The 14,843-nt window shown below is 70.2% G+C and carries 15 protein-coding genes; 8 read left to right on the forward strand and 7 right to left on the reverse strand.

Annotated features, from left to right (window positions below; genetic code table 11):
* The first annotated feature begins 182 nt into the window (after positions 1 to 182).
* Positions 183 to 1,685 carry an LVIVD repeat-containing protein gene (locus OG734_RS43415; protein ID WP_330292871.1) on the forward strand — a complete coding sequence of 501 codons (1,503 nt, stop codon included), beginning with the start codon at positions 183 to 185 and terminating at the stop codon, positions 1,683 to 1,685.
* A 261-nt stretch (positions 1,686 to 1,946) separates the two neighbouring features.
* On the opposite strand, the gene OG734_RS43420 is transcribed toward OG734_RS43415, so the two are convergent.
* On the reverse strand, positions 1,947 to 2,636 hold the full coding sequence (locus OG734_RS43420; protein WP_330292872.1) for an HAD family hydrolase: 690 nt from the start codon (positions 2,634 to 2,636) through the stop codon (positions 1,947 to 1,949).
* 101 nt (positions 2,637 to 2,737) lie between these two features.
* Complete coding sequence (locus tag OG734_RS43425; protein ID WP_330292873.1) at positions 2,738 to 4,102, reverse strand: pyridoxal phosphate-dependent decarboxylase family protein; 1,365 nt, start codon at positions 4,100 to 4,102, stop codon at positions 2,738 to 2,740.
* 165 nt (positions 4,103 to 4,267) lie between these two features.
* Here OG734_RS43425 and OG734_RS43430 point away from each other — a divergent pair, with 165 nt between their 5' ends.
* Positions 4,268 to 4,750 carry a MarR family winged helix-turn-helix transcriptional regulator gene (locus OG734_RS43430; RefSeq protein WP_330292874.1) on the forward strand — a complete coding sequence of 161 codons (483 nt, stop codon included), beginning with the start codon at positions 4,268 to 4,270 and terminating at the stop codon, positions 4,748 to 4,750.
* Between the two features lie 9 nt (positions 4,751 to 4,759).
* Here OG734_RS43430 and OG734_RS43435 read toward each other — a convergent pair whose 3' ends face one another.
* The 3 genes from OG734_RS43435 to OG734_RS43445 all read right to left on the reverse strand — a co-directional run bounded on the left by OG734_RS43435 (position 4,760) and on the right by OG734_RS43445 (position 7,078).
* The gene (locus OG734_RS43435) at positions 4,760 to 5,446 is read right to left on the reverse strand and encodes a phosphatase PAP2 family protein (RefSeq protein ID WP_330292875.1); all 687 of its coding nucleotides are present in this window, start codon (positions 5,444 to 5,446) and stop codon (positions 4,760 to 4,762) included.
* A 56-nt stretch (positions 5,447 to 5,502) separates the two neighbouring features.
* Positions 5,503 to 6,438, reverse strand: coding sequence for a M56 family metallopeptidase (locus OG734_RS43440; protein WP_330292876.1), 936 nt, complete (start codon positions 6,436 to 6,438; stop codon positions 5,503 to 5,505).
* A 79-nt stretch (positions 6,439 to 6,517) separates the two neighbouring features.
* Complete coding sequence (locus tag OG734_RS43445; RefSeq protein WP_330292877.1) at positions 6,518 to 7,078, reverse strand: DUF5134 domain-containing protein; 561 nt, start codon at positions 7,076 to 7,078, stop codon at positions 6,518 to 6,520.
* A gap of 162 nt (positions 7,079 to 7,240) precedes the next feature.
* Here OG734_RS43445 and OG734_RS43450 point away from each other — a divergent pair, with 162 nt between their 5' ends.
* The gene (locus OG734_RS43450; protein ID WP_330292878.1) at positions 7,241 to 8,905 is read left to right on the forward strand and encodes an FUSC family protein; all 1,665 of its coding nucleotides are present in this window, start codon (positions 7,241 to 7,243) and stop codon (positions 8,903 to 8,905) included.
* Between the two features lie 50 nt (positions 8,906 to 8,955).
* On the forward strand, positions 8,956 to 9,546 hold the full coding sequence (locus OG734_RS43455; RefSeq protein WP_330292879.1) for a MarR family winged helix-turn-helix transcriptional regulator: 591 nt from the start codon (positions 8,956 to 8,958) through the stop codon (positions 9,544 to 9,546).
* An 11-nt stretch (positions 9,547 to 9,557) separates the two neighbouring features.
* Here the strand turns inward: OG734_RS43455 and OG734_RS43460 are convergent, their stop codons facing one another.
* A complete protein-coding gene (locus OG734_RS43460; RefSeq protein WP_330292880.1) occupies positions 9,558 to 9,950 on the reverse strand; it encodes a VOC family protein in 393 nt (130 codons plus the stop codon).
* Between the two features lie 96 nt (positions 9,951 to 10,046).
* On the opposite strand from OG734_RS43460, the gene OG734_RS43465 reads away from it, so the two are divergent.
* Complete coding sequence (locus OG734_RS43465) at positions 10,047 to 10,586, forward strand: GNAT family N-acetyltransferase (RefSeq protein WP_330292881.1); 540 nt, start codon at positions 10,047 to 10,049, stop codon at positions 10,584 to 10,586.
* 13 nt (positions 10,587 to 10,599) lie between these two features.
* On the opposite strand, the gene OG734_RS43470 is transcribed toward OG734_RS43465, so the two are convergent.
* Positions 10,600 to 11,283, reverse strand: coding sequence for a glycerophosphodiester phosphodiesterase (locus tag OG734_RS43470; protein ID WP_330292882.1), 684 nt, complete (start codon positions 11,281 to 11,283; stop codon positions 10,600 to 10,602).
* A 288-nt stretch (positions 11,284 to 11,571) separates the two neighbouring features.
* Between OG734_RS43470 and OG734_RS43475 the strand changes: the two genes are divergently transcribed.
* From OG734_RS43475 to OG734_RS43485, 3 genes are read left to right on the forward strand one after another with little or no spacing between them, the layout of a single operon-like run.
* On the forward strand, positions 11,572 to 12,969 hold the full coding sequence (locus OG734_RS43475) for a DUF6421 family protein (RefSeq protein WP_330292883.1): 1,398 nt from the start codon (positions 11,572 to 11,574) through the stop codon (positions 12,967 to 12,969).
* Positions 12,970 to 13,010: 41 nt separating this feature from the next.
* Positions 13,011 to 13,766, forward strand: coding sequence for an SDR family NAD(P)-dependent oxidoreductase (locus OG734_RS43480; protein ID WP_330292884.1), 756 nt, complete (start codon positions 13,011 to 13,013; stop codon positions 13,764 to 13,766).
* Positions 13,763 to 14,833 carry a threonine aldolase family protein gene (locus OG734_RS43485; RefSeq protein ID WP_330292885.1) on the forward strand — a complete coding sequence of 357 codons (1,071 nt, stop codon included), beginning with the start codon at positions 13,763 to 13,765 and terminating at the stop codon, positions 14,831 to 14,833. Before OG734_RS43480 ends, OG734_RS43485 begins: the two co-directional genes overlap by 4 nt.
* Positions 14,834 to 14,843 lie beyond the last annotated feature (10 nt).

Below are 14,843 nucleotides of genomic sequence, written 5' to 3' on the forward strand. Positions count from 1 at the left end.
TGTGTCAGGTGAGTTGGGGGAAACCTCGTGAGTTCTGTGTCCGTCCTAGCACGCTTCCATTCGCCAGTGATCAGAAACTTTCATTACAAGTGCGTTGCTCCCTTTTGATCGGTGCATGATGAAGACGATACTTCGGAGGACCGTGAACCGTTCTGACTCGAACGGCTACCAGGGAGGAAGCAGTGACCCTGTTAAATGATTCCCGAACGCGGCACAGACGTCTGGGAGTTGTCGCCGCCGCGACCGGACTCCTGGCCGCGCTGCTGACCGCCGGCCCCGCGGCCGCGACCCCCGACCCGGGGGACGGCCCGACGGTGTCGGAGAAGATCTCCAAGAGCGTCCAGACCCAGGTCAAAAAAGCCCTGGCCGAGGGTGAGATACCCGGAGTGGACGAGATCGTCCACTCCGACAACATCACGCACCTCACCAACATCCCCAAGGACGCGTTGCCGGGCACCAACTCGGACCTCGCCTTCCAGGGGAAGTACGCCTTCTCCGGCAACTACGATGGCTTCCGCGTCTTCGACATCAGCAACCCGAAGGCCCCGAAGACCGTCTCGCAGGTACTGTGCCCCGGCAGCCAGAACGACATCTCCGTCTCCGGGAACCTGCTCTTCCTGTCCACCGACTCCTCGCGCAACGACAGCAGTTGCAACAGCACGTCGCAGCCCGCGACCGAGAAGTCGTCGTGGGAGGGCATGAAGGTCTTCGACATCACGGACAAGGCGAACCCGAAGTACGTCGCCGCCGTGGAGACCGCCTGCGGCTCGCACACCCACACGCTGGTGCCCGAGCGCAAGAACGTCTACATCTACGTCTCCTCGTACTCGCCGAGCGCCACCTTCCCCGACTGCCAGCCGCCGCACGACGGCATCTCGGTCATCAAGGTGCCGCGAAAGGCCCCCGAGAAGGCGGCAGTTGTCGGCTTCCCGGTCCTCTTCCCCGGTGAGGGCCCCGACGGCGGTGGCAACCCCGGCTCGCCCACCAACCCGGGCGTCTCCAAGACCACCGGCTGCCACGACATCACCGTGCTGCCCTCCAAGGACCTCGCGGCGGGCGCCTGCATGGGCGACGGCATCCTGTTCTCCATCAAGGACCCGGAGCACCCGAAGGTCATCGACCGGGTCCAGGACAACGTCAACTTCGCGTTCTGGCACTCGGCGACCTTCAACCAGAAGGCCAACAAGGTCGTCTTCACCGACGAGTTGGGCGGTGGCGGGGCGGCCACCTGCAACGCGCAGATCGGGCCGAACCGCGGCGCCGACGGCATCTACGACATCGTTGGCAAGGGCGACAAGCGCAAGCTCGTCTTCAAGAGCTACTTCAAGATCCCCCGCTACCAGGCGGACACCGAGGTCTGCGTGGCTCACAACGGCTCGCTGATCCCGGTCAAGGGCAAGGACATCATGGTCCAGGCCTGGTACCAGGGCGGTGTCTCCGTCTGGGACTTCACCAACTCCTCGAAGCCCAAGGAGATCGCCTACTTCGAGCGCGGCCCGGTGACCACCGACCGCGTCACGACCGCCGGCCCCTGGTCGGCGTACTACTACAACGGCTACATCTACTCGAACGACATCGCCAAGGGCTTCGACGTCCTGAAGCTCGACGACCGGCGAACGAACCCGGCCAAGAAGGTCCGGGTGCCCGAGCTGAACGTCCAGACGCAGCCGGACTACTTCGACTGAGCGTCGCCGGCGAACCCCTTTCCCGCGTCCCGTCGGGCACCTCGGTGTCCGACGGGACGCGCATGTCCCGCCAACGCCACACCAATTCCTCATTGACCGAGGCGCCGCGTGGGGACATGCTGTTACTTCTGCGTTGACTTTTTGTCAGTTGGCTGTGGTCGACGCAGCCGGAGCAACCCGTACGGGGGGTTCCGGGCGGCCGCCTGTCTGGGGTGACGCGGGGGATCACCTCAGGCCGGCGTGTCCTTCTCGGAGCCGGGATCAGCCGGCCAGCTCCAGTACGGGCCGTAGCCCGTCCGGCCGCTCCGACACCGGCAGATGGTCCACGAAGTGCACCGCGCACCCGAGGTCCGCCGCGCCTCCGTCCGCGCGCCGGTCGTCGCCGACCATGAGCACGTCGCGCGGGGCGACGTCGAGCGCCTCGCAGGCCACCTTGAACAGACGCGGGTCCGGCTTCTGGACGCCGTGCTCGTACGACAGGACGTACGCGTCGACGTACGGGTCCAGCCCGTGTGCCCGGAAGACGGGACGCAGGTCCCAGCCGATGTTGCTGACCACCCCGACGGAGATCCCGCGCTCCCGCAGCTCGCCCAGCACCTCGACGGCATCGGCGTACGGGGCCCACGCGGCCGGGGCCATGTGCCGCGCGTACAGCGCGTCGTACAACGCAGGGTCGGGCAGCGGCACTTGACGGGCGAGGCCGGTGTATGCGGCCCGGTGCAGCTCGGCGCTCTCGTCGCGGATCCCCCACACGCCGGCCAGCTCCTCCGGCAACCGCTCCGGGGCTGCCCCGCCCGGCAGCGCCCCGGCTGCCTCCAGCGCCCGCGCCGCCACGGCGACCTGCGGCTCCGGCAGGGCGAGACCCTGCTCGGCGAGTACGGCGCGCAGCCAGGAGTCGGTGGACTCGATACGGAAGAGGGTCCCGGAGAAGTCGAACAGCACGGCAGCCATGCGCTGGACCCTATCCGGCGTACGGCCCGCCTCGTCCGCCGTTGTGCGTTTCCGCAGGTCAGTGGATGTTTTCTCAAGCCGAGCAGCCGGTCGGGGCCGGATCAGCGCGACTGGGCGAGCTGTTCGACCCGGTCGTGGAGACGCTCGACGTGCTGCTCGGACTCCGGCTTCATCAGGACGCTGCGGAGGATGCGCGCCCCGTCGGCGTCCGCGGTGATCCCGGGATGGCGGGCCGTGAAGGCCTCGCTGTCGGCCCTGAGGGTGCTCAGGAACACCGGATCGGGATGGGTCATGCCGTCAGCCAGGACGCGTGCGGACGCGGCGTCGACGGCGGTCAGCGTGGCGGGTTCCACTGTCGGGAAGTAGCTGACGATGTCCAACTCCGGCCGCTGGTACAGCTCAAGGACGCCGGACTCGTCGATCAGGTCGGCCCACCGCAGCGCGGCGCGGCGGCCGGCCGCCAGGACACGGCCCAGTCCGGTGGGCGTGGGCGGGAGGAGCTGGAAGGTGAGCCACAGGGCGGCGGCCGAGGCGCCCGCACGGGAGCACTCCAGGCTGATCTCGCCGAGATGGAGCTCGGTTGAGGTGAAGTAGGTGTAGGGCGAGTCGTGCAGGAAGAACCGCCCCACCTCGGGGTCGCGGAAGATGACGGCGCCGCACCCGTACGGCTGGAGCCCGTGCTTGTGCGGGTCGACGACGACGGAGTCGCATTGGGCGATCGCGTGCCAGGGCTCGGCCGGGAGACCTTCGGGGGTGTCGGCGCCGGCGAGCAGCGTGAAGAAACCGCCGTAGGCGGCGTCTATGTGGAGACGGACGCCGTAGCGCTCCCTGAGGGCGAGAGCGATGTGTATCTGATCGACGGCGCCGAGGCCGGTGGTCCCGGCGGTGAGGACGACCGTGCCGACGTCCCCGGTGCGAAGGACCTCCTCCAACGCGCCCATGTCGATACGGCCTTGCCCGTCGGTGGGAATCGGATGCCCCTTCATGCCGAGGACGTGGCACATGCGGCCGTGGGTGTAGTGGGCCTCGGCGCTGTAGGCGACGCCCCGGCCGGGGTGGAGTTCCCGGGCGACGAACAGGGCTTCGAGGTTGGCGATCGTGCCGCTGGTGGTGAGGTGGCCGAGGTGGGTGTCGTAGCCGAACATCGCGGCGAGCTGCGCGACGGCCTCACGTTCCATCGCCGCGGTGGCGGGTCCGCCGTCCAGGGCGTGGTTGTTCGGGTTGATCAGCATCGCGGTGAGGTAGCCGACCACCGCGGCGGGGTGCGGAGGCTTGAGCATCTGGCCCGCGTAACGCGGGTGGAAGAAGGGATAGTTGTCTTTCAGCCGCCCGGTGAACTCCTCGAAGGCGGCGGCGAACCTGTCCTCGTCGACGTGCAGGGACGGGTGGGGCTGATAGGGGCCGAAGGTGCCGGCCCACTTCTGAATCGCGTCGTCGGCCCGGCCGAGCCAGTGCTGCAGGTCCACAGATGTCCCCTTCCTCGGATTCCCCCGGTGGTTCGCACACCATAGGGTTTCATTGACTGCTCAGCAATTGACTGCTCAGTAATTGAGACATCGGTAGGTGACTGAGAAGTAAAGTCGGGTCGGCGGCTCGGACGGGGGCCTCCAGTGCGAGAGGACACGGAACAGGTGGATGCCGAAACCCGGCGGGGCGGGGAGACCGCCCGCGCTGCCAGCAGCCCGCTCATTCAGGACTTCGGGCTGCTGATCAAGGTCGCGATGCGACTGGAACAACGTCTCGACAGCGTCCTGCGGCGGGAGTGCGGCATCACTCACACGATGTTCGAGGTCCTCATCAGGCTCTGCCGGCAGCCGGACGAGGAGGTCTCGCAGCGAGTGCTCGCCGGCGACCTCACGCTCACCAGCAGTGGCGTCACCCGGCTGATCGACCGCATGGAAGAGGCCGCTCTGGTCCGTCGCGTTCCGTCACCGGAGGACCGCCGGAGCGTCCTGGTCGAAGCGACCGATCACGGTGCTGCCGTGTTCCTCCGTGCCGCGGAGATCCACGGCCAGGTCGTCGAGCGGTACTTCGTCGCACCGCTCGCACCGGCCGACCACGAGCGGCTGACGGGCTCGCTGAGCGAGATCCTCGGGGCGCTGCGCGACGGCTGACCTCCGAGGTCAGCGCCGCTCGGGCGCCCGCTCGAACCGCGCGTACGACGCCACTGCCAGCGCCACCATGAGTGCCCCGAGAAGCCATCCGCCGAGCACGTCCGAGGGCCAGTGGACGCCGAGCCAGATCCGGGTCAGGCCGGCGCCCGCGACCGAGACCACAGCCACAGTGACCGCCGTACGCCACAGGACGCGCCCGGCGCCGTAGCGGCCCAGCAGCCACAGCAGGAGTCCGCACACCACCGTGGCGGTCATGGCGTGGCCGGAGGGGAAGGCCGCGTAGTGCGCGGAGTCGACGGGATCGGGCCAGACGGGCCGGGCGCGGCCGACCGCCGCCTTCAGCCCCTGCTGCAGCAGTGTGCCCAGCGCACAGGTGGCCACCAGCCACAGCGCGAGCCACCACGCCGAGTGCCGCCACACCAGCCACACCGCCACGGCCGCGCACAGCAGGCGCATCGTCAGCGGGTCCCACACCCAGTCGGTGAGGATCCGGAAGGTGTGCGTGAGCCCGGGTTCGTCGACCGCCCACCGATGGGTGGCGCGCGCGATGTCGCCGTCGAGGGCGATCAACGGGTGCCAGTCCACGGCGACCAGGGACAGCAGCAGCACGGACGCGAGGGCCAGGGCGACGGCGACGCGGACGGCCGGTTGACGGGCCGGGTGTCGAAGTCGGGGGGCGAGGTGGGGGGAAGGCATGGTGCGATCCTCGCCGACGCGCCGGGCGGGAGGCCAACCAGGTGTACGGCGACGTGCTACCCGAGTGCCCGCAACCCCGGTACGAACGCCACCAGTACCGGGATCACCGGCACCAGGGCCGCAGCCGCCGTCAGTCGCAGCCGGCGGCCCGCCGTCAGCCGGTCCGGTGCCGTCAGCAACCGGTGCACCCGCAGCGGGACATGGGCCTGCGGGGTCGGGGACGGACCGAACACCCCCCGGTCCTCGTTGAGTTCGACCAGGGCGAGGGCGGTCGTCAGGCGGCCGAAGCGACGGGAGGCCATGTCGTCGGCGGCGAGTTCCACCAGCCGGTGCATCTCGTCCCGGAACGAGGCGAAGACCGGCACCTGCGGAAACCCGTTGGCCAGCGCCCCCGAGCAGTGCAGCAGCCAGTCGTGGCGGGCCCGCGCGTGCCCCTGCTCGTGCGCGAGTACGGCGTCCAGCTGACGTCCCTTGAGGCGGCGCAGCGCGGCCGTGGTGACGACCAGCCCGGGTGCGGTGCCGGGCAGCCACCAGGCGTCGGCGCGCTCGCCCTCCAGGACCACGAGCCGGTCGGGGCGCGGCTCCTCGCCGGGCAACAGCGGTGCGCGGACGAGGAGTTCGGTACGCCGCAGCCTGCGCCGGCTGCGCGCCCGGACGACCTCGCGGATCAGCATCGCCGCGGTCCACAGCCCGCCGCAGGCGAGCGTCACGGCCGTCGTCGCGGCCCATGGGCGGGAGGCGCCGAGGACATAGGCCTCCACGACCGCGTGCGGCGCCGGGGCGAACACATGGCCGCGAACGGCCTGCCAGGCCGCCGCCGCGCTCAGCGTCATCGACAGCGCGCAGCACATCAGTACGGCCGCCACCACGCACTGCCACACCCACAGGGCGACCACCGGTTCGCGGTCCGGCCAGTCGGCGCGGGCGAGCAGCCGCGGGGCGACGACGGCGGTCAGCGCGCCGAGCAGCAACAGTGCCGCGGGGACCATCATGGGTGCAGCCTATGAGCGGGGCGGCGCTCAGACCTACGGTCCGTCGCGGCAAAGTGACGCAGACCACGGTTTCGTACAGTCAGAGCGTGATCAGCATGGCGACCGTCGCGATGCCCATGGACAGACGGCAGGCGTGCGCCAGTTCGGGCCGGTCGCCCCAGCTGGGCGAGCCCGTCCGGCCCCCGCCGTCGACGGCCAGGACGGGTACGGACACCAGGCGGACGCCGGACAGCAGCACGTACCCGATGAAGTACAGGAGCAACGCCGTCGTCAGCAGAGGGGTCCCGGAGCTGCCCGATCCATGGTGGTGGCCGGGGGCGGCGGCCATCGCGGCCGCCATGTAGGCCATGGCGAACGCGCCCATCAGGTGGTGCAGATGGTGCGGCCCGGCGCGGGCCGCCCACAGGGCGCGCAGCGCGGCGGTACCGAACACGGCCGCGTACACCAGCCAGGCCCAGCGCGGCGGGGTGAGTACGGCGGCGGGCACGGCCATCGCGGCCATGCCGAAGCCCATCAGCGCCTCGCCGCCCGCGGCCCGGCGCTGTTCCTCGACGGTGCTGCGCATCCGCAGCAGGCAGTACGCCCCGGTCGCCGCGCACAGCGCGACCAGCAGCCACCCGGGCGAAGCCGGACCGTGCACACGAATCTCCCCCTCGATCCCGCCCCTGAGACCTCTGTTGAAGGGATGCCCGCGCCGGGCGGTGCGCATACGAGCGCAAGGGTGTACGCGGGGGAGCGTACGCCGGAGCACCGCAGGTGAGAGGCTATGTTTTACAGATAAAACACCTGCTAATCTCTTCTCGTGAGCCCTGAAGCGAGCCTTGATTCCGCCGCCTCCCGGTCCCCGCGGCGCCTCTCGCTGACCGGCGTCCTGAGTGTCGGCCGGCTGTCCGACATCTGGTTCAAGCCGGCCCTGAGCGTGCTTGCCGCCGCCGCTCCGCCCTGTCTGACCCTGGCGGCGCTCGACCGTCTGGACCTGGCGATGTACACCATGGCCGGGGCCCTGTGCGCGCTCTACGCCCACAACCGCCCGTACGCCGCCCGGGCCCGTGCCCTGGCGGGAGTGGTCCTCGGCATGCTCGCCGGACTGGCGGTCGCCCTCGTCACCGCCTCGCTCGCTGACAACGCCGTCGTCCTGGTCGCCGTGGGCGCGCTGTTGGCCGCCGTGCAGAAGACGCTGTGCGACGCCACGCGCATCGGGCCGCCGGCGAACGTGGTGCTCACGTTCGTGTCGTCCGCCGCGCTGTTCGCCCCGCAGACGCTCGGTCAGGTGCCCGGCCACCTGGCGCTGGCCGCCGGGGCGGGCGGCTGGGCCTGGCTCGTCGGCATGGCTCCCGGCCTCGTCCGCCCGCACGGCCCGGAGCGCCGGGCGACGGCCCATGCCCTGAACGCCGTCGCCGCTCACGCCGAGGCGTACGGCACCGGCGACGGCATCGGTGGCCACGGGTACGTCCGTTCGCGGGTCGCCGCCGATGCCGCGGTCCAAACGGCGCGGCAGACGCTGACGTCGGCCGGTGGGCGCCCGGGCACCGCTCGCGCCACCACCCGGCGCGCCCTCGAACGGCTACTTGTGCGGGCCGAGTTCATGCTCGCCGCCCCCGCCACGAGCAGGCCTGACGAACTGCGTGCTTGGGCACGGGAGTTGCGCGGCGACGGACCGCTCCCGACGTTCGGCGAACCCCTCGGCGGGAAGCCGTTCGACCCCGAACCCGCCGTCCCGCCCCAGTCGTTGTGGACCAGGCTCGGCCCCCTCGCGCCCCTCGCCGCACGCACCGCCATCGGCTGCGCCCTCGCCGGCTGCACCTCCCTCGCCCTCGGTGTCGGCCGCCCCTACTGGGCCCTCGTCACCGCGGCCTCCCTCTATCAGGCCAACGTCACGCTCACCTGGCACCGGGCCGTGCAGCGGACCGTCGGCAACCTCGTCGGCGTACTGCTCTTCGCCGCCGTCGTGCCACTGGCGCACCTCGGCCCCATCGCCCTCGTTCTGTGCTGCCTCGCGCTCAGCTTCGCCATCGAGGCGCTGATGAGCCGCAACTACTGGCTCGGCAGCGTCTGTGTGACTCCGGTGGCGCTGCTCGTCACCGAGTTCGCGGGGTTCCAGGAACCCGGCCGTCTGATGACCGAGCGGATCATGGACACGTTCGTCGGCGCGTTGTTCGGTTTCGGCGCGGCCGTCGCGGTCACCAACCACCGCGCGGGCGACCGCGTAGAGCACGCGCTCACGGCGGTCGAACACGCCCGCGCCCACGCCGAACGCGCTCTGACGGACGTACACCCTGTACCCGCAGCCCTGGACGCCGCCCGGCGAAGCCTTGCCGCCGCCCTCGCCGACCTGCGCTCCGCCGCCGACGCGGCGGCCGGCGAGTGGCGGCAGCGCACCCGCCCCCAGGAGCGGGTCGTGCTCGCCGAACGGTCCGGACACCGTACGCTCGCGGCGACGGCACAAGGCCCGGGGCTACGCCCGTAGGCGGACACCAGTAGACGCACGGACGACAGCGCGACGGAGGACGTACGGCCATGACGGCAGTGAACGGGGGCGCGGCGCCCGGGAGAGGGGCGGCGGGCGAGGAGACGGAGACCGGGGCGCGGACCTCTCCCGGCCGGGCGGACGACACCGTGGCCGCAGTGGTGAGGCAGTGGCAGGCCGTTCATCCCGGCCTCGACACCGGACCCATCGAGATCATCGGCCGTATCAACCGCTGCGCCGCCCTTCTTCAGCAGGCCGAGGACGCTCCGCTGCGCCGGGTAGGACTCACCCGCCCCGAGTTCGAGCTGCTCTGCGCACTGAGGCGCACCGGCCATGAACTGACCCCGAGCGAACTCGCCCGCGAGACCTTCTCCTCAGGGGCCGCCGTCACCAAGCGCCTCAAGCAGCTGACCGAGCGGGCCCTGGTCGAACGGCGCGGCGACACCCGGGACCGGCGGGTCGCCCACGTGCGCCTCACCGACGCCGGACGCGACCTGGTCGACGGCGTGGTGCCCGAGCAGCTCACGTACGAGACGGCCGTACTGTCCGGCATCGACAGCGCCGCCCAGCGGGAACTCGCGGGGCTGCTGGGCGAGCTGCTCGGCCGGCTGGAGGGGCGGCTGGGTGCGCTGCGGTTCTGACCGCGCGGGCGTCAGATTCCGGGCCGGTACCGCAGCGGATGATCGGCCGGCACCTCCACCAGCACGATCCGGGTGCCGTCCGGGTCGGCGATCCACATCTCGACGAGCCCCCACGGTTCCTTCACCGGCCCCCGCAGGATCTCGACGCCCCGGGACGCCAGCTCGTCGTGCGCGGCCGTCACGTCCGCCACCTGGAGCCACAGCCGTACGGACGGTGACGGGGGCTCCTCGGCCCGTCCCGAGAGCTCCAGGAACCCTCCGCCGAGAAAGTAGACCGTGCCCCGCTCCGGCCCCGTCCCGAACTCGCGCTGGACGGCGAGTCCCAGACGCTCGCCGTAGAAGACCCGGGAATGTTCAGGGTCGATGGGGTGGAGAAGGACCCGGCTGCTCAGTACATGCACCATGCAGCCGGAGCCTAGTGGGAGCGCCCGCGATCGGCGTTACCCTCAACGGTGCCCGCGCCGTGCAGGAGCAACCCGAGAACCCGGAGAACCGCCGCCATGGACACCGCCGCCACCGGACCGACCTTCCGTGACGCCACCGAGGCCGACATCGACACCCTGATCGCGCTGATCGAGTCGGCCTACCGGGGCGACGCCAGCAGGGCCGGCTGGACCACCGAGGCGGACATCCTCGAAGGACAGCGGACCGATCCGCAGGGCGTGCTCGACGTCATCAAGTCGCCCGACAGCCGGCTGCTGACCGTCGAACAGGACGGCCGGGTGGTCGCCTGCTGCCAGCTCGAACACCGCGGCGACCACGCCTACTTCGGCATGTTCGCGGTCAGCCCGGCAGTCCAGGGGGCAGGCCTCGGCAAGGTGATCATCGCCGAGGCGGAGCGATCGGCGCGCGAGACCTGGGGCGCGCGGGCGATGCACATGACCGTGATCTCCGTACGCAACGACCTGATCGCCTGGTACGAGCGGCGCGGCTACCGCCGTACGGGAGAGATGAGCCCCTTCCCGTACGGCGACGAGCGGTTCGGTATTCCGCTGCGCGACGATCTGCGGTTCGAGCTGCTGGTCAAGGAACTGGTGTGATCCGCGGCGCTCGTTACGCGGTGAAGCGGCCCGTGCGTTTGATCTGCGGGTAGTCGGTGGTCGCGCCGTCCAGTTGGAGGGCGCGTACGAGACGCAGGTCGTCCTGGGTGTTCACCACCCAGCCGATGATCCGCAGGTCCGCCTTTCTCGCCCGCTCGACGATCTCCAGGGTGAGGCGGCGGATGTTGAGGCAGAGGGTCGAGGCGCCGGCCCGGGTGGCGTCGTCCACGACGTCGGTGCCGTAGCGGCTGGCGATGAGCGCCGTGCGGACCCCGGGCACCAGGCGGGTGATCTCGGAGATCGTGTCCGCGTGGAACGAGGACACCTCGACCCGCCCGGCCAGCTCCCGGCGCTCCATCACCTCGCCCAGCGCCCGCGCCGCCGCCGTGTCCTTGATCTCGGCCTGGAGCGGTGCGCCGACGGCGTCCAGGACCTCCTCGAAGACCGGGACACGCTCGTCGCGGCCCGCGTCCAGGGCGCGCAGCTCGGCGAGGGTCTTCTCGGCGATCGGGCCGGTGCCGTCCGTTGTGCGGTCCACTTCGGCGTCGTGCATGACGACGAGGGCGCCGTCCTTGCTGAGACGCAGATCGAGTTCGATCATGTCGAGGCCCGCCTGCTCGGCGGCGACGAACGAACGCAGGGTGTTCTCGGGCTCCACGCCCATGATTCCTCGGTGCCCGATGGTCAGGAAGTTCAAGGCCAACTCGCTTCCGTCGACGGCGGCTCGGCTGCCGCAGCCTAACCGCCGGGCCCGGCATTGAACCCGTACAGACGCGCCGGAACGGCTGGCCGGAAACAGTGAGCCCGGAGAGGGTGTGATCCGGTCGCTGTCGGGTAGTGGAATCACTGCCCTTATGGTTTCCGGCAGGAAAAATTATGGTGACCATGGTGGTAGACAGGACAATCTCTCCTGGCTCGCCTTGTGGTCGGGAACCTCGTACACATACGGTGTCTGTACGCGAGGTTCTCCCGTGGAGGATGGGACATGACGGAAATTCTTGTGCAGGCGAATTTGGACGAGCGGGTTTCTTCGCTCGACAGGGTGGTGGAGCACCCGGCATGGCCTGTGCTCAAGGATGCCGTGGAGCAGATCCGGCCATGGCAGGCCAAGGACGGATCGATCGACTTCGACCGGGAGGACGCCCCGGACCCCGCGGACGTCGATCTCGCCCTACGGCGGGTCGTGGACGCCGTCGCGGAACTCTCCCCGCTGCTCCCGCACGACACCGCCTACCACCAGGCCCTCGCCAAGGATCTGCGCCGCTGGTCCGACAGCGGTTTCCGGGTGCCGGACTTCCTCGACTCGCTGCTGGCCTTCCAGCCCGCCGCGAGCCGCGCGGACGGCCTCCAGCACCTGGTCGTCTTCCCGATGTACACGCAGAACGGCAACCCGGACCGCAACCTCGAAGCGGTCGTCCTGCGCATGGTCTGGCCCGACTGGCTGGCCGAGCTGGAGCGCACCCGCTACGACAACCCGCTGTTCTGCGGCATCTCCTTCGAGGACTTCACGGCCGGGTACGACACCAACTCGGCCGTCCTCTTCCCGGAGACCATCGCCGTGCGCGAGGCGCCGGAACGGTTCACCTGGGGCGGCATCTTCTGCGACCGCGAGGCCGCCCGCTTCCGCCGTGTCACCGACGCCGCCGTCGACATCCTCGGCCTCGAACTGCCCGATGACGTCGCCGCGATGGTCCACGACCAGAAGCGCTGCGAAGAGGCGTTCGTGCTGTGGGACATGGTCCACGACCGCACCCACAGCCACGGCGACCTGCCCTTCGACCCCTTCATGATCAAGCAGCGCCAGCCGTTCTGGATGTACGGCCTGGAGGAGCTGCGCTGTGACCTCACCGCCTTCAAGGAGGCCGTGAAGCTGGAGGCGGAAGGCATCCCGCAGGCCCGTGACGTGCAGTTCGCGGTGCTCTTCGACCGGATGTTCCGCTTCCCGGTCACCGGCGAACGCGTCCGTAACTATGACGGCCTCGGCGGCCAGCTCCTCTTCGCCTACCTCCACCAGCACGACGTGATCCGCTGGACCGACAACAAGCTGCAGATCGACTGGCAGCGCGCCCCGCAGGTCACCAACCAGCTCTGCGCCGAGATCGAGACCCTGTACCGCGAGGGCATCGACCGGCCCAAACTCGTCCACTGGTTCAAGGCGTACGAACTGGTCTCCACCCATCTCGCCCCGCACCCGGGCTCCCGCTGGGCCAAGGGCCCCGACGCCCTCGACCTGAACCAGCCGCCGCGCAAGCTCGTCGACGACGTGCTTCCGGACGAGTTTCCGCTGAGCATGTTCTATGAGGCCCTCTCCAAAAAGCTGAAGAACGTGATCGCCTCCACCAAGGGGATCACCGCGGAGAGCGCCGAGCGGGTCGCCGCATGAGCGGCCGCGCCACCGAAAACACTGCTCAGGAGGCGATGGACATGGGGAACGGGGCTCTCAGCGGTGCGGTGATCGCGGTCGCCGGCGCCGGCGGACCGGCCGGCCGGGCGACACTGCTCAGGCTCGCCGAGGCGGGCGCGACCGTCGTCGGCGCGGACAACGACCCGGAGCGGCTCGCGGAGGCCGTGGACGCGGCGAGCTACGCGCACGGCGGCGCCACCGTCGTCGGCGACACCGTCGACCTGCTCGACCTGCAGTCGACCCATGACTGGGCCACCCGCGTCGAGAAGGACTTCGGGCGCGTCGACGGCCTGGTCCACCTCGTCGGCGGCTGGCGCGGCAGCGAGACCTTCACCAAGACGGTCCTCGACGACTGGGACCTGCTGGAACTGCTGCTCATCCGCACGGTGCAGCACACCTCCCTCGCCTTCCACGAGGCGCTCCAGCGCAGCGAACGCGGCCGGTACGTCCTCATCAGCGCCGCCGGTGCGAGCAACCCCACGGCGGGCAACGCCGCGTACTCCGCCGCCAAGGCCGCCGCCGAGGCGTGGACGCTGGCCATGGGCGACTACTTCCGCAAGGCCGGGGCCGCGGAGGGCGCCGGCGGGCCGACATCGGCGGCTGCGATCCTGGTCGTGAAGGCGTTGGTGCACGACGCGATGCGCGCCGATCGACCCAACGCGAAGTTCGCGGGCTTCACCGACGTCAAGGAGCTGGCCGAGGCCATTGTCGGCGTCTGGGAGCAGCCCGCCGCCGAAGTGAACGGGAAACGTCTGTGGCTGACCGAGAAGCCGTGAACCCTCCGAAGACCGACGCCCGCCGTCATCACGACCCGGAGGTCCGAGGCTTCGCCAGTGACAACTACGCGGGGGCCCACCCCGAGGTGCTCGCCGCCCTGGCCCTGGCCAACGGCGGGCACCAGGTCGCGTACGGCGAGGACGACTACACGGAGAACCTTCAGCGGATCGTCCGCAGCCACTTCGGCGCCACGGCGGAGGCGTTCCCCGTCTTCAACGGCACCGGGGCCAACGTCGTTGCGCTCCAGGCGGTCACCGACCGCTGGGGCGCAGTGATCTGCGCCGAGAGCGCGCACATCAACGTCGACGAGGGCGGCGCCCCCGAACGCATGGGCGGCCTCAAGCTGCTGACGGTGCCCACACCGGACGGCAAGCTGACCCCCGACCTCATCGACCGGCAGGCGTACGGCTGGGACGACGAACACCGCGCGATGCCGCAGGTCGTCTCGATCACCCAGAGCACGGAACTGGGCACCCTCTACACGCCGGACGAGATCCGCGCGATCTGCGACCACGCCCACGCGCACGGCATGAAGGTCCATCTGGACGGCTCCCGCATAGCCAACGCGGCGGCCTCGCTCGACGTTCCGATGCGGACGTTCACCAACGCGGTCGGCGTCGACATCCTCTCCCTCGGCGGGACGAAGAACGGCGCGCTGTTCGGTGAGGCGGTCGTCGTCATCAACCAGGACGCCGTCAGCCACATGAAGCACCTGCGCAAGCTGTCCATGCAGCTCGCTTCCAAGATGCGCTTCGTCTCGGTGCAGTTGGAGGCGCTGCTCGCCAAGGATCTGTGGCTGCGCAACGCCCGCCACTCCAACGCGATGGCGCAGCGGCTGGCGGAGGGTGTGCGGGCCGTGCACGGGATCGAGATCCTCTACCCGGTCCAGGCGAACGCGGTCTTCGCCCGCCTTCCGCACGACGTGAGCGAGCGTCTTCAGAAGCGCTTCCGCTTCTACTTCTGGGACGAGCCCGCGGGCGACGTCCGCTGGATGTGCGCCTTCGACACGACCGAGGACGACGTGGACGCCTTCGTGGCGGCGCTGAAGGAGGAGATGGCGCGGTAGCACCCTCTCG

The organism is Streptomyces sp. NBC_00576 (genome assembly GCF_036345175.1).
Taxonomy (GTDB): Bacteria; Actinomycetota; Actinomycetes; order Streptomycetales; family Streptomycetaceae; genus Streptomyces.

Excerpts from the sequence above, each read along its gene's own strand:
- OG734_RS43420 (WP_330292872.1), bottom strand. The coding sequence starts at position 2,636 with ATGGCTGCCGTGCTGTTCGACTTCTCCGGGACCCTCTTCCGTATCGAG.
- OG734_RS43435 (WP_330292875.1), bottom strand. The coding sequence starts at position 5,446 with ATGCCTTCCCCCCACCTCGCCCCCCGACTTCGACACCCGGCCCGTCAA.
- OG734_RS43440 (WP_330292876.1), bottom strand. The coding sequence starts at position 6,438 with ATGATGGTCCCCGCGGCACTGTTGCTGCTCGGCGCGCTGACCGCCGTC.
- OG734_RS43455 (WP_330292879.1), top strand. The coding sequence starts at position 8,956 with ATGACGGCAGTGAACGGGGGCGCGGCGCCCGGGAGAGGGGCGGCGGGC.
- OG734_RS43460 (WP_330292880.1), bottom strand. The coding sequence starts at position 9,950 with ATGGTGCATGTACTGAGCAGCCGGGTCCTTCTCCACCCCATCGACCCT.
- OG734_RS43465 (WP_330292881.1), top strand. The coding sequence starts at position 10,047 with ATGGACACCGCCGCCACCGGACCGACCTTCCGTGACGCCACCGAGGCC.
- OG734_RS43475 (WP_330292883.1), top strand. The coding sequence starts at position 11,572 with ATGACGGAAATTCTTGTGCAGGCGAATTTGGACGAGCGGGTTTCTTCG.
- OG734_RS43480 (WP_330292884.1), top strand. The coding sequence starts at position 13,011 with ATGGGGAACGGGGCTCTCAGCGGTGCGGTGATCGCGGTCGCCGGCGCC.